13 protein-coding genes are annotated in these 12,178 nt (G+C 73.0%); 4 read left to right on the top strand and 9 right to left on the bottom strand.

Going from position 1 to position 12,178, the window contains the following annotated elements; all coding sequences use genetic code 11:
- The first annotated feature begins 38 nt into the window (after positions 1-38).
- On the top strand, positions 39-524 hold the full coding sequence (locus tag ACQPXB_RS23115; RefSeq protein WP_432855784.1) for a winged helix-turn-helix transcriptional regulator: 486 nt from the start codon (positions 39-41) through the stop codon (positions 522-524).
- Between the two features lie 120 nt (positions 525-644).
- Here the strand turns inward: ACQPXB_RS23115 and ACQPXB_RS23110 are convergent, their stop codons facing one another.
- Both ACQPXB_RS23110 and ACQPXB_RS23105 read right to left on the bottom strand, forming a co-directional pair.
- Entirely contained in the window at positions 645-836 is a 192-nt protein-coding gene (locus tag ACQPXB_RS23110) for a hypothetical protein (protein WP_432855781.1), read from the bottom strand.
- Positions 833-1,039: a hypothetical protein gene (locus ACQPXB_RS23105; protein WP_366589063.1), complete on the bottom strand. Its 207-nt coding sequence runs from the start codon at positions 1,037-1,039 to the stop codon at positions 833-835. Before ACQPXB_RS23105 ends, ACQPXB_RS23110 begins: the two co-directional genes overlap by 4 nt.
- A gap of 386 nt (positions 1,040-1,425) precedes the next feature.
- Between ACQPXB_RS23105 and ACQPXB_RS23100 the strand changes: the two genes are divergently transcribed.
- From ACQPXB_RS23100 to ACQPXB_RS23090, 3 genes are all read left to right on the top strand, one after another.
- A complete protein-coding gene (locus ACQPXB_RS23100; protein WP_366589061.1) occupies positions 1,426-2,931 on the top strand; it encodes a sensor histidine kinase in 1,506 nt (501 codons plus the stop codon).
- 147 nt (positions 2,932-3,078) lie between these two features.
- A complete protein-coding gene (locus tag ACQPXB_RS23095) occupies positions 3,079-3,267 on the top strand; it encodes a hypothetical protein (protein WP_366589059.1) in 189 nt (62 codons plus the stop codon).
- A gap of 40 nt (positions 3,268-3,307) precedes the next feature.
- Complete coding sequence (locus ACQPXB_RS23090; RefSeq protein WP_366589057.1) at positions 3,308-3,670, top strand: response regulator; 363 nt, start codon at positions 3,308-3,310, stop codon at positions 3,668-3,670.
- Here ACQPXB_RS23090 and ACQPXB_RS23085 read toward each other — a convergent pair.
- The 7 genes from ACQPXB_RS23085 to ACQPXB_RS23055 all read right to left on the bottom strand — a co-directional run bounded on the left by ACQPXB_RS23085 (position 3,667) and on the right by ACQPXB_RS23055 (position 12,176).
- Positions 3,667-4,320 carry a response regulator transcription factor gene (locus tag ACQPXB_RS23085; protein WP_285967331.1) on the bottom strand — a complete coding sequence of 218 codons (654 nt, stop codon included), beginning with the start codon at positions 4,318-4,320 and terminating at the stop codon, positions 3,667-3,669. The genes ACQPXB_RS23090 and ACQPXB_RS23085 overlap by 4 nt on opposite strands.
- 99 nt (positions 4,321-4,419) lie before the next feature.
- The gene (locus ACQPXB_RS23080; protein ID WP_432855774.1) at positions 4,420-5,001 is read right to left on the bottom strand and encodes a LutC/YkgG family protein; all 582 of its coding nucleotides are present in this window, start codon (positions 4,999-5,001) and stop codon (positions 4,420-4,422) included.
- Positions 4,998-6,449 carry a lactate utilization protein B gene (locus tag ACQPXB_RS23075; RefSeq protein ID WP_432856757.1) on the bottom strand — a complete coding sequence of 484 codons (1,452 nt, stop codon included), beginning with the start codon at positions 6,447-6,449 and terminating at the stop codon, positions 4,998-5,000. Before ACQPXB_RS23075 ends, ACQPXB_RS23080 begins: the two co-directional genes overlap by 4 nt.
- A 17-nt stretch (positions 6,450-6,466) precedes the next feature.
- Positions 6,467-7,192, bottom strand: coding sequence for a (Fe-S)-binding protein (locus ACQPXB_RS23070; protein WP_386956207.1), 726 nt, complete (start codon positions 7,190-7,192; stop codon positions 6,467-6,469).
- Positions 7,189-8,664: a rhamnulokinase gene (locus ACQPXB_RS23065; protein WP_366589050.1), complete on the bottom strand. Its 1,476-nt coding sequence runs from the start codon at positions 8,662-8,664 to the stop codon at positions 7,189-7,191. The genes ACQPXB_RS23070 and ACQPXB_RS23065 overlap by 4 nt, the downstream gene beginning before the upstream one ends.
- A complete protein-coding gene (locus ACQPXB_RS23060) occupies positions 8,664-10,133 on the bottom strand; it encodes an arabinose isomerase (protein ID WP_432855769.1) in 1,470 nt (489 codons plus the stop codon). The genes ACQPXB_RS23065 and ACQPXB_RS23060 overlap by 1 nt, the downstream gene beginning before the upstream one ends.
- Before the next feature lie 12 nt (positions 10,134-10,145).
- Complete coding sequence (locus tag ACQPXB_RS23055; protein ID WP_432855766.1) at positions 10,146-12,176, bottom strand: bifunctional aldolase/short-chain dehydrogenase; 2,031 nt, start codon at positions 12,174-12,176, stop codon at positions 10,146-10,148.
- Between the last annotated feature and the right edge of the window lie 2 nt (positions 12,177-12,178).

The following is a 12,178-nucleotide window of genomic DNA, read 5'->3' as shown; positions in this document are numbered from 1 at the left end:
TGACTTCGACAGTCGCAACTCAGGGGTAGACTCGCAGCATGGCGATGACTCTGGAGGGCGCGGTCACCGACCGGCGCGGCTGGCGGGCCGAGAACTGCTCGATCACCAAGGCGATCGAGGTCGTGGGCGCCCGCGCGACCGTGCTCGTGCTGCGCGAGGCCTTCTACGGCACGACGCGCTTCGACGAGTTCGTCGACCGCACGGACCTCTCCCCCAGCGTCGCGGCCGCCCGGCTCAAGCAGCTCGTGGAGCTCGGCGCGCTCGAGAAGCAGCCCTACCGCGAACCCGGTGCGCGGCCGCGCGACGAATACGTGCTCACGCCGAGGGGTCGCGATCTCTTCCCGGTCGTGCTGGCGCTGATGCAGTGGGCCGACAAGCACCTGCAGCCCGACGGCGGCCCGGTGCGGATCGTCGAGCGCGGCTCCGGAAAACCCGTCAGCGTCGCGCCCCACACGGACTCCGGCGAGCCGCTGAACCTCGAAGACCTCGCCGTCGTGCCCAACGAGACCTGGGTGCGCCCGTGAGGTCCGCGGGGTCGCGGACCCGCCTCGCCGCCGACGGATTGGGAACCCGGCCGAAGTCGCGGGGCGGGGGACACGCGACCTCGGCCGGGTAGCTATGGGGACGGTGGTCCGTCCCGGTTTTCACCGCCCGCCGGGGATTCCCCGGCAGTCGGCGCATTGCGGCGAGCCTTCACCCGAGCCGCGCTCGGCCCGGTCGCGCAGCCAGCCGGCCGGGAGTCCGAGCCGCGCCGCCTGGCCGCGCAGATCGAAGTCGTCCCAGCCCAGCAGCCGGTCGCTCGACCACCAGCGCCGCGGGCCCGCGTACGCGGTCACGCCGCACTCATCCCGCGCGGGTCGGCCGGCGCCGAAACGTCTTCGTCGGCCTGCGGGTTCGCCAGCCGGCACAGCGGCCCGCCGCCCGGGTGCGAGACGACGCGGCTGTCGGCGAGGAACCACAGGCGCTCGGCCGGGCGGCCGCACACCGAGCACGGGCAGCCGAAGAGCTGCAAACCCCAGCGGGACAACGGCTCAGGCATGGCTCGTCCTCTCCGCATCCGTGCGGCCCCGAGCACCGAGCACGGCCGTGGCGCTGCCTCGCGGCAGCCGGCCCGAACGCATCCGCTGCCGAGGTCCGGCCGGGACGCGGCGGAGGGCGGCCGTGCGTCCCCGGTCGGGCAAGCCGTGCTGGCGCATCACGCTTCCACCTTCCGATCCGGAGGAGAACTCGGGGGGCGGGCGGCATCTTGACGACCCGATGCCGGCTACCGCCATGGCTTTCGAGTCCTCACAGGATCGCCGCGACCGGCTGTGGTCCGCATTCCTGCCACCTGGAGTCCCTCGCCCCCGCTACCGGGACTTTCCCCCGAGGCCGGGGGCTGGCTGTCCGCGCGGGCGGCGCCTATTCTCGGGACGGGTGTTGCGCGTGTCCGACGAAACGATGGTGCAGCGTCGCCGGACCGGAGAGCGCATGCGGCGGCGCTCCAGCGGCGCGCTCGCCGCCGTGGTCGCGGTCGCCGTCGTCACGGGTGTGGCGCTGCTGCTCGAGCCGCATGTGGACTCCGTGTCCCTGCTGATGTTGTACCTCGTCGTGGTGCTGCCGGTCGCCGTGATCTGGGGAACCGCGCTGGCCGTGGGCACCTCGTTGCTGAGCGTCGGTGTCTACGCGGTCCTGTTCGCCCCGCCGCCGTTTTCGCTGCAGTTCGTCGACGCCCAGAACGCGGTCGCACTGGGGGTTTTCCTCATCACCGCGGTGGTGGTGGGGACCCTCGCGGCGCAACTGCAGCGCACGGCCCTGATCTCCGAACGCCTCACCGCCGAGCAGTCGGCCCTGCGCCGGGTCGCGACGCTCGTCGCGAGATCGGTGTCGCCGCCGGAGGTCTTCGAAGCCGTGACGCGGGAGGTCGGCCTGCTCTGCGACGCCGACCTGGCCCGCATGGAACGGTACGAAGTGGACGGCACGGTGACGGGTGTCGCCGCGTGGAGCCGCGTGCCCGTGCACCTCGCCGTCGGCACGAAGATCGAGCTCGACGGGCTCAGCGTCGCGCGCGACGTGCGCGCCACCGGGCGGCCGGTGCGGCTCGCGAGCTTCGCCGGCGAGACGGGCGCGATCGCGCGCGAAGCCCGCAGCCTGGGCATCCGCTCGTCGGTCGGCTGCCCGATCACGGTGTCCGGCCGGCTGTGGGGCGTGATCGCGGCGTCGACGAAGAGCGCCGAGCGCTTCCCCGACAACACCGAGGCGCAGATCGCCAGCTTCACCGAGCTCGTCGCCACCGCGGTCGAGAACGCCGAGGCCCGCGCCGAGCTCCAGGCCTCCCGCGCGCGCATCGTCGCCACCGCCGACCGGACCCGCCGGCGCATCGAACGCAACCTGCACGACGGCGCCCAGCAGCAGCTCGTCTCGCTCGCCCTCCAGGTGCGCGCGGTGCAGGCGCTGATCCCCGACGAGGCCCTCGAGGCCCGCGGCGAGCTCGATCGCATCGCCGACGGACTGTCCGACGCGCTGGACGAGCTGCGCGAGATGGCCCGCGGCATCCACCCGGCGCTGCTGGCCGAGCTCGGGCTCGTGCCCGCGCTCAAGGCCCTCGCCCGGCGCGCGCCGCAGAACGTCGAGCTCGACGTCCGCGCCGACGGACGGCTGCCGGAGCCGATCGAGGTCGGCGCGTACTACGTCGTCGCCGAGGCACTCACGAACGCGGCCAAGCACGCGCAGGCCACCGCGATCACCGTCGTCGTCGAGACCCGCGCCGACGCGCTGCGCATCGCCGTGCGCGACGACGGCGCGGGCGGCGCCGACTTCGCCCGCGGCACCGGGCTGGCCGGGCTGAAGGACCGTGTAGAGGCGCTCGGCGGGCGGATCTTCCTCGACAGCCCGCCCGGCGACGGCACGGTGCTTCGCGCCGAGTTCCCGCTGGTCGGGCGGGCCGGCTGAGCAGGCGTACCGGCCAGCCGGTAGGTGAGCTACCCACTGGCCGGGCCCGGGAATTCCCGCTCGCCGTGACGACGGCGACCCGGTCGGGGTACCACACTGGGTGGCCAGGCGGGGGGCAAAGAAGGTTCCTCGGGAAGAAGTCCGGTCATGACAGTCCACCACCACGCGAGCAACAGGTACTGCACCCGGTGCGGGCGCTGGCACAGCCACTGCGACGCCTGCGGCTGGTTCTGGTACGGCGCCTGCACGTTCTCGGAGGCGCTGCGGCGCATCCGGTTGCACCAGCTCGACGAGGTGTATGCGGACGGGGTGACCGGCCGTGGCCGTACCGGTTAGCGGGAATGCGCGCGCTGCGCGGTTCTGGGAGAGTGAACACGTGCGGTGCCTGATCGTCGACGACAGTCCGGGTTTCCTGGCCGCGGCTCGTCGGCTGCTGGAGCGTGAGGGAGTCACGGTCGCGGGGGTGGCCCGGGGCGGGGCGGAAGCATTGCGGTCCGTCGCGGAGCTGCGACCCGATGTCGTGCTGGTCGACATCGACCTCGGCGGGGAAAGCGGCCTCGACCTCGTGGTGCGCCTGGCGCACACGGACGCCGGGGGCTCGTCGGACATCATCGTGATCTCGACCCACGAGGAAGAGGACTACCGCGACGTGATCGCGGAAGGTCCCGCGGTGGGGTTCCTGCCCAAAGCCATCCTGTCCGCGGGGGCGATCCGCGGCCTGCTCGGCGCGGCCGGCTAGCGGTTGTCGAGGTAGGCCAGCACCGCGAGCACGCGGCGGTGGTCGTCGGTGGTCTCCGGCAGGTCGAGCTTGGCCAGCACGCTGCGGACGTGCTTCTCCACGGTGCCTTCGGTGACCCAGAGCCGGCGCGCGATCCCGGCGTTGGAGCGGCCTTCGGCCATCAGGCCCAGCACCTCGCGTTCCCGGGCGCTCAGCGCGGCCAGTGGGTCGTTGCGGTGGCGGGCCTCGACGAGCTCCTGCACCAGCGCCGGCTCGACGACCGAGCCGCCCTTGGCGATCCGCCGGAGCGTGTCGAGGAACTCCCCCACGTCGGCGACCCGGCTCTTGAGCAGGTAGCCGATGCCGCGGCCGCCGGCCAGCAGCTCCATCGCGTGGTCGACGTCGGCGTGGGCCGAGAGGACCAGGATGCCGATCTCGGGGAGCTCCTCACGGATGGTGCGCGCGGCCTCGAGCCCCTCGACGGTGTGGGTCGGGGGCATCCGGACGTCGACCAGGACCAGGTCGGGGCGGTGCTCCCGCACGAGATCGAGCAGCGCCGTCGCGTCTCCGGCCTGACCGGCCACGGCGAACCCCGAGCGGTCGAGCAGGCTCGCCAGGCCTTCGCGCAGCAGTACGTCGTCCTCGGCCAGGACCACTCGTGGCACCGTCATCGCCACCACCGCTTTCGCCGCGGTGTTGCCCGGATGCCGCGGAACTCAGGTGGACAATCGTGCCATAGCGCTTCGGCCGTCACCAACTCGCTCGGCGTGTCACGAACCGACGAGCACCACGTGCAGGGTCCGCGGCCCGTGCACGCCTTCGACGCGGTTCAGCTCGATGTCGCTCGTGGCACTGGGACCGCTGATCCACGTCTGCGGCCGGTTCGGGTCCAGCAGCGCGACGGCCTCGGGCACACCCGGCACGATCTGGTCCTCCCGGACGACGCACACGTGCACGTCCGGCACCAGGCTGAGTGCGCGGCGGCCCTGGCCCGGGCCGTGGTCGAGCACGAGCGTGCCGGTGCGCGCGATCCCGACGGCCGCCGTGGTGACCACGGCGTCGCAGGAGTCGAGGTCCTCGGCGTCCGGAGTTCCGCCGAGGTCGACGGGGAAACCGTCCGGAACCAGGATGTTTTCAGCCGGCCCCAGCGCGGCGCGGACAGTGTCGGCCAAGTCGGCCGGCGCGCACCGGCTCAGCGTGGCGCGGTAGTCGACCACGCGTTCGGCGAACAGCGAAACCACGTCCGCGGGCGGGGGCGCGCTGCGGTAGCCACGAGGCACGGGCGTCTCGGCGCGGTCGGCCTCGCGCAAGGCACCGCGGACGGCCGCGAGGATCTCGTCGCGCGCGCTCATCGGCGGCCCGTCCGGCGCCACCACGCGCGGAAGGACTCCGGCGGCGGCGCGGGCAGGTCGCGGGCGCCGGTCCACAGCGAGGCGGGCCACGGCAGCCGCCGCACCGCGCGCCGGCCGCCGGGCAGAACCGCGCGGCCGAAGCGGTTCAACGCCTTGCCCGCCGCGCCCATCCCGCGTTCGGCGAGGGTGAGCCGCCGGGCGTCCGACAGCACCCAGGACGCGGTTTTCATCGCCACGGCTTCGGGTTTCGGCGCGCCGCCGCGGTGGGCGTCCACGATCTGGGAGCGCAGGTGGACCAGCACTTCGGGGATGTCGATGCGGACCGGGCAGGCTTCGAAGCAGGCGCCGCACAGGCTGGAGGCGTACGGCAGCGAATCGGTCTGCTCGTCGACGCCGACGCCTTTGAGCAGCGGGTTGAGGATCGCGCCGATCGGGCCCGGGTAGACCGAGCCGTAGGCGTGGCCGCCGGTGCGTTCGTAGACCGGGCACACGTTGAGGCACGCCGAGCAGCGGATGCAGCGCAGCGCCTGCCGCCCGACCTCGTCGGCCAGCGCTCGCGTGCGGCCGTTGTCGAGCAGCACCACGTGCATTTCCTGCGGCCCGTCGCCGGGCGTGAGCCCCGACCACGTGGAGGTGTAGGGGTTCATGCGCTCGCCCGTGCTGGAGCGCGGCAGCAGCTGGAGGAACACGTCCAGATCGGACCAGGTCGGCACGACCTTTTCGATGCCCACCACCGAAACCAGCACCTCGGGCAGCGTCAGGCACATGCGGCCGTTGCCCTCGGACTCGACCACGACCAGTGTCCCGGTGTCGGCGACGGCGAAGTTCGCGCCGGAGACGGCCATCTTGGCGCGCAGGAACTTCTCGCGCAGGTGCAGCCGTGCCGCACCTGCCAGCTCGGCCGGTTCGTCGGTCAGGTCCTCGGGCGCCGGCCGGCCCGCGGCGGCCATCCGGCGGCGGAAGATCTCGCGGATCTCCGCGCGGTTGCGGTGGATCGCGGGCACCAGAATGTGGCTGGGCAGGTCGTCGCCGAGCTGCACGATCAGCTCCGCGAGGTCGGTCTCCCACGCGGTGATGCCCTGCTCGGCGAGCGCCTCGTTGAGCCCGATCTCCTGCGTGGCCATGGACTTGACCTTCACGACCTCGCCGACGCCGTGGCCGTGGGCGATCCGGGCCACGATGTCGCACGCCTCCCGCGCGTCGCGGGCCCAGTGCACGGTCGCGCCGCGGGACTGCAACGCCGCTTCCAGCGTCAGCAGGTGCTCGTCGAGGTGCCGCAGCGTGTTGTCCTTGATCGCCGCGCCCGCCAGCCGCAGTTCTTCCCATTCGTCCACCTCGCCGACGACGGCCGCGCGCTTGGCGCGGATCGTGCCGGTGGCGTGGGCGAGGTTGCGGCGCAGCTGGCTGTCGGCGAGGGCCTCGCGCGCGGCCGTCGGGAACGCCGGCATGCCGACGAACGTGGCACTCACGCGTCCTCCTCGGTCGAAGCCAGTACGTCGGCCAGATGCAGCACCCGCACGCCGGAGCGCTCGCGCGAGAGCAGGCCGCCGATGTGCAGCAGGCACGAGTTGTCGCCCGCCACGAGGACTTCCGCGCCGGTGTCGCGGACGTGGCGGGCCTTGTCCGCGCCCATCGCGGTGGACGTCTCGGCGTTTTTCACCGCGAACGTCCCGCCGAACCCGCAGCACTCCTCGGCAGCGGGCAGTTCCACGAGGTCGAGCCCGCGCACGTTGCGCAACAGCTGCAACGGCTTGTCGCCGACGCCGAGCATGCGCAGCGAGTGGCACGTCGGGTGATACGTCACGCGGTGCGGGAAGTAGGCGTCCACGTCGGTCACGCCGAGCACGTCGACCAGGAACTCGCTGAGCTCGTAGACCTTCGGCCCGGCCTCCGCCAGCCGCGGCTCCCCCGCGCGGCGCGCGACGAGCGAGTGCTGGTGGCGCGCCGAACCCGCGCAGGACCCGGACGGCGTGACGATGCAGTCGTAGCCGGCGAAGGCGTCGGTGAAGGCGCGCACCACGGGCACGGCCTCGTCGAGGTAGCCGGTGTTGACCATCGGCTGGCCGCAGCAGGTCTGCGCTTCCGGGAAGTCCGCGTCGACGCCGAGGCGCCGCAGCAGCCGGAACACCGCCTTGCCGGTGTCGGGGAACATCGTGTCGTTGATGCACGTCACGAGCACGGCGACCTTCACGCCACCACCCCCGCTCCGCTCAGCCGCGCCTCGGCGGCAGCCCAGTTCCCGCCGCCCGGCTGGTAACGCCGCAGCGGCTGGGTCTCGCGGATCAGCCTACGCATGGCCGCGAGGTCCGGCAGGCCGGCACCGAGGGCCCGCGCCTGCACGAGGACGTTGCCCAGCGCCGCCGCCTCGACCGGCCCGGCCAGCACCGGCACGCCGCACGCGTCGGCCGTCAGGCGGCACAGCAGCTCGTTGCGGGCGCCACCGCCGACGACGTGCACCACGTCGACCGGACGGCCCGTGACCTGTGCGGCCTGCCGGACCGCGCGGCGGTACGCGAGCGCGAGACTGTCCACAATGCACCGCACGAGCTCGCCCCGGCTCCGCGGCGGCCGCTGCCCGGTTCCGCGGCACGCGGCGGCGATGCGCGCGGGCATGTCTCCGGGCGGGAGGAACTCGGGGGTGTCGAGGTCCACGACGGCCGCCAGGGGCGGTGCGGCGGCCGCCTCCGCGAGCACCGTCGCCAGGTCCGCGGGCTCGCCGCGCGCGGCCCAGGTCCGCAGGGTCTCGGTGAGCACCCACAGGCCCATCACGTTGCGCAGGAAGCGGATCTTGCCGTCGACGCCGGTCTCGTTGGTGAAATTGGCCGCCAGCGCCGCCGCACCGAGCTGCGGTTCGTCGAGCTCCAGCCCGACCAGCGACCACGTGCCGGAGGAGATGTAGGCGAAGTTCGCACCGGGCTCGGCGGGCACCGCCACGACCGCCGACGCCGTGTCGTGCGAACCGACGGCGATCACCGGCAGCTCCGGCTTCCCGAGCTCCTCGGCCAACGCCGGCAGCAGCGTCCCGATCCGGTCGCCCGGCTCGCGCAACGGGGGCAGCAGCCGTGCCGGGATGCCGGCCCGCTCGGCGAGGCCACCCGCCCACGTCCGCTCGCGCACGTCGTAGAGCTGCGTGGTCGACGCGTTCGTGCGCTCCGCGCCGACGCTGCCGGTCAGCCAGTAGCCGAGCAGGTCCGGGATCAGCAGCATCTTCTCGGCCGCCGCCAGCCGGTCGCCTTCGGACACCAGCTGGTAGAGCGTGTTGAACGGCAGCTCCTGCAAGCCGGTGACGGCGAACAGCTCCGCCGCGGGGATCGTCCGGTGCACGAACTCCGCCACGCCGTCGGTGCGGGAGTCCCGGTAGTGCACGGGGTTGGCGAGCAGCCGGCCGTCGGCGTCGAGGAGGCCGTAGTCGACCGCCCACGAGTCGATGCCGACGCCCGCCACCGCGCCGGCGGCGCCGAGCCCGGCCAGCACCTCGCGGTAGAGCCCGAGCACGTCCCAGTGCAGGGTGGAGCCGGTGGCCCCGGCGACCCGGACGCCGCCGTTCGGAAAGCGGCGCACCTCTTCCAGGTCGAGCCGCCCGGGCCCGACCGTCCCGGCCATCACCCGCCCGCTCGTCGCGCCGAGGTCGACGGCGGCCAGGCGCAGCACCCGCACATCCATCAGCCGGACACCACGGTCAGCCCGAGTCCCAGCAGGTCCGCCACCGCCTTCAGCTCGGCGACGCGGTGGCCGGTCCCCAGCGCCCAGTGGTGGTTCACGCCGGTGGCCGACCACGCGTCGGTCCACTCGCCGGGGTCGCAGCCGAAGTCCACCCGCGACGTCGTGTTCCCGATCTGCAGCAGCGGCCCCGGAACGACCTCGCCTTCGGACGCGACGAGCACGAACGTGCCGTCGCGCAGCTGGCCGAGGCCGCACAACGTCACCGGGCCGTGCTGCACGTCGAACTCGACGGACACGCCCCAGCCCCGCTTGCCGTGGTAGACGCCGAGCCCGCGCAGCAGCGGCTTGCGCGCGCTGATCGCCAGGTGCGCCGGGCCGTCGTGGCCCATCTCCACGACGTTGTCGCGGAAGTTCAGCGCCTGCAGCTCGGTGAACGAACCGCCGGCACCGAGCCGGTCCATCAGCAGCATCGCGAGCGACGCCCGCAGCTCGTACTCGCCGACCGTGGGCACGCCGCGGGCCGTGAGCAGCGAGGCGCCGAGGATGAACCCGGCTCCGACGCGCTCGTGGGTCTCCCCGTCGAGCCCGCGGTGGTAGTACGCGAGCGAGTCCAGCCCGAAGTCCCCGACGAGGCGGTCCAGCGCCACCGAAACCTTGGCGCCCCAGGCGAAGTCCTCCTCGACGACCGAATCGTCCACAGTGAACACTTCGCGGGCGAGGGCCATCCGGGCCGCCGTCTCGGCGTCGGTGACCTGCTCCACGCGCACGCGCAGGTCGTCGACCTCCAGGATCTCGACGTGCCCGCCGAGCTGCGCCGACACCAGCGTCGGATCGGTGGCCACGTCCATCATCCCCGGGTACAGGTGCCCGAGCAGGCCGTGACGCCCGTGCCGGAACGCCGCCCGCACGCCGGCCGCGGTGATCCAGCGCGCGATCTTCACCCAGGCCCGTTCGTCCTCCAGGTACCCGGACACCGACCGGAACTCGACGCCGACGCGGCGGAACGCGTTGGCCATCTCCGGCAGCGGGCAGGCCCCGCAGTAGGCCAGCCACGCGCCCGTGTCGAACGACGCGTGGTCCATCGCCTCGGTGGGCTGCAGGTTCAGCAGCAGCACCGGCGAGCCCGAGCGCTGCGCGATCGGCACCAGCATGCTCGACGTCAGGTACGTGGTGAGGAAGCCGATGATCAGGTCGCAGTCGGCCACCCGCAGCTTCTCCGCGGCGGCCGCGCCTTCGGTCGCGTCGGAGACGAACCCGGCGTCGACGACCTCGCAGTCCATTCCCGACAGCCGCTCCGCGACCCGGCGCGCCGAGGCCTGCAGCTGCGGCAGCAGGTCCGGGAACTGCGGCCAGTACGCACCGAGCCCGCCGGCGACGAGGCCGACGCGGGTGCGGCGCGGGGTGATGCGGTCCAAAGCGGACGGCACAGAGGGCACTGCCGGGACGGGCTGCCCGAGTGTGTCGGTCATGAAATGCTCTCCCTAGCGGAGGAAGGCCGCGGCGACCCCGGCGTCGACCGGGATGTGCAGGCCGGTGGTGTGGGTGAGGTCGCCGCCGGTCAGCGCGAACACCGCGGCGGCGACGTGCGCGGGCAGCACCTCGCGCTTGAGGATCGTGCGCTGGGCGTAGAACTCGCCGAGCTTCTCCTCCGGCACCCCGTAGACCGCGGCGCGCTGCGCACCCCAGCCGCCCGCGAAGATGCCGGAGCCGCGGACGACGCCGTCGGGGTTGATGCCGTTGACACGGATGCCGTGCTCGCCCAGCTCGGCCGCGAGCAACCGGACCTGGTGGGCCTGGTCGGCTTTCGCCGCGCCGTAGGCGACGTTGTTCGGGCCCGCGAACACCGAGTTCTTCGACGAGATGTACACGACGTCGCCGCCGAGGCCCTGGGCGATCATCGCCTTCGCCGCGGCCTGCGAGACCAGGAACGAGCCCTTGGCCATCACGTCGTGCTGCAGGTCCCAGTCGCGTTCCGTCGTCTCCAGCAACGGCTTCGAGATCGACAGCCCGGCGTTGTTCACCACCAGGTCGAGCCCGCCGAACGCCAGCACGGTCGCGTCGACGGCCGCGGCCACTCCGGCCGCGTCGGTCACGTTCGCCGTGACCGCGATGGCCTTGTCGGTGCCGCCGATGCCGGTGGCGACCTCCTCGGCCGCCTCGGTGTTGAGATCGGCGATGGCCACACAGGCGCCTTCGGCCGCGAGCCGTTCGGCGATGGCCCGGCCGATGCCAGAGCCCGCGCCGGTGACCAGCGCGATCCGCCCGGCCAGCGGTTTCGGCTTCGGCAGGCGCTTGAGCTTGGCCTCCTCCAGCGCCCAGTACTCGATGCGGAACTTCTCGCTCTCCGCGATCGGCGCATACGTCGACACGGCTTCCGCGCCGCGCATCACGTTGATCGCGTTGACGTAGAACTCCCCCGCCACCCGCGCGGTCTGCTTGTCCTTGCCGAAGGAGAACATGCCGACGCCGGGCACCAGCACGATCGCCGGGTCCGCACCACGCATCGCCGGGCTGTCCGGCGTCGCGTACCGCTCGTAGTAGGCGCGGTAGGACTCGCGGTACTCGGCGTGCAGCTCCTTCAGCCGCGCGACGACGTCCTCCAGCGGCGCGGTCGCGGGCAGGTCGACCACCAGCGGGCGGACCTTGGTGCGCAGGAAGTGGTCCGGGCACGACGTGCCCAGCGCGGCGAGCCGCCCGAGCTTCTCCCGCGAAAGGAACTCCAGCACCACGTCGGCATCGGTGTAGTGGCCGACGTTGCGCTGATCCGTGGACGCGAGCCCACGGATCAGCGGCGCCAGCGCCGCGGCCCGCGCGCGGCGCTCATCCTCCGGTAACCCCTCGAAACCGGGGACGACGGGGCCGAACGGCTCGGCTTTGCCGCGTTCGGCCAGGAACTTCTCGGCGGTGCGGATGATCTCCAGCGAATTCCGCCGGCACTCCTCGGAAGTCGCGCCCCACGCGGTGATCCCGTGTCCGCCCAGGATCACGCCGATCGCCTGCGGGTTGGCCGCCTTCACGGCCGCGATGTCCAGGCCGAGCTGGAAGCCGGGCCGGCGCCAGTCCACCCAGGCGACGCGGTCGCCGAAGCACTCCTTCGTCAGCGCAGCGCCGTCGGCCGCCGTGGCCAGCGCGATGCCCGAGTCCGGGTGCAGGTGGTCGACGTGCGCCGCCTCGACGAGACCGTGCATCGCGGTGTCGATCGACGGCGCCGCCCCGCCGCGCCCGTGCAGGCAGTAGTCGAACGCGGCGACCATCTCGTCCTCGCGCTCGACCCCCGGATAGACGTCGACGAGCGCGCGCAGCCGGTCCAGCCGCAGCACGGCGAGCCCGGATTCCTTCAGGGTGCCGAGGTCGCCACCGGAACCCTTGACCCACACCAGTTCGACGGGCTTCGCGGTGACCGGGTCGAGCACCTCGCCCTTCGCGGAGGTGTTGCCGCCGGCGTAGTTCGTGTTCCGCGGATCGGCGCCCAGCGCGTTGCTGCGGGCGATGAGCTCCTCGGGCACGGTCATGC

This window comes from Amycolatopsis sp. CA-161197 (genome assembly GCF_050942255.1).
GTDB lineage: Bacteria > Actinomycetota > Actinomycetes > Mycobacteriales > Pseudonocardiaceae > Amycolatopsis.
The sequence above is the reverse complement of the archived record's forward strand: the minus strand, read 5'-3'. Positions and strand labels throughout refer to the sequence as shown.

What these genes read in the sequence shown, in the direction of transcription:
- ACQPXB_RS23115 (WP_432855784.1), top strand. Translation starts at nt 39, where the DNA reads ATGGCGATGACTCTGGAGGGCGCGGTCACCGACCGGCGCGGCTGGCGG.
- ACQPXB_RS23065 (WP_366589050.1), bottom strand. Translation starts at nt 8,664, where the DNA reads ATGGATGTGCGGGTGCTGCGCCTGGCCGCCGTCGACCTCGGCGCGACG.
- ACQPXB_RS23105 (WP_366589063.1), bottom strand. Translation starts at nt 1,039, where the DNA reads ATGCCTGAGCCGTTGTCCCGCTGGGGTTTGCAGCTCTTCGGCTGCCCG.
- ACQPXB_RS23095 (WP_366589059.1), top strand. Translation starts at nt 3,079, where the DNA reads ATGACAGTCCACCACCACGCGAGCAACAGGTACTGCACCCGGTGCGGG.
- ACQPXB_RS23055 (WP_432855766.1), bottom strand. Translation starts at nt 12,176, where the DNA reads ATGACCGTGCCCGAGGAGCTCATCGCCCGCAGCAACGCGCTGGGCGCC.
- ACQPXB_RS23060 (WP_432855769.1), bottom strand. Translation starts at nt 10,133, where the DNA reads ATGACCGACACACTCGGGCAGCCCGTCCCGGCAGTGCCCTCTGTGCCG.
- ACQPXB_RS23085 (WP_285967331.1), bottom strand. Translation starts at nt 4,320, where the DNA reads ATGACGGTGCCACGAGTGGTCCTGGCCGAGGACGACGTACTGCTGCGC.
- ACQPXB_RS23080 (WP_432855774.1), bottom strand. Translation starts at nt 5,001, where the DNA reads ATGAGCGCGCGCGACGAGATCCTCGCGGCCGTCCGCGGTGCCTTGCGC.
- ACQPXB_RS23075 (WP_432856757.1), bottom strand. Translation starts at nt 6,449, where the DNA reads ATGCCGGCGTTCCCGACGGCCGCGCGCGAGGCCCTCGCCGACAGCCAG.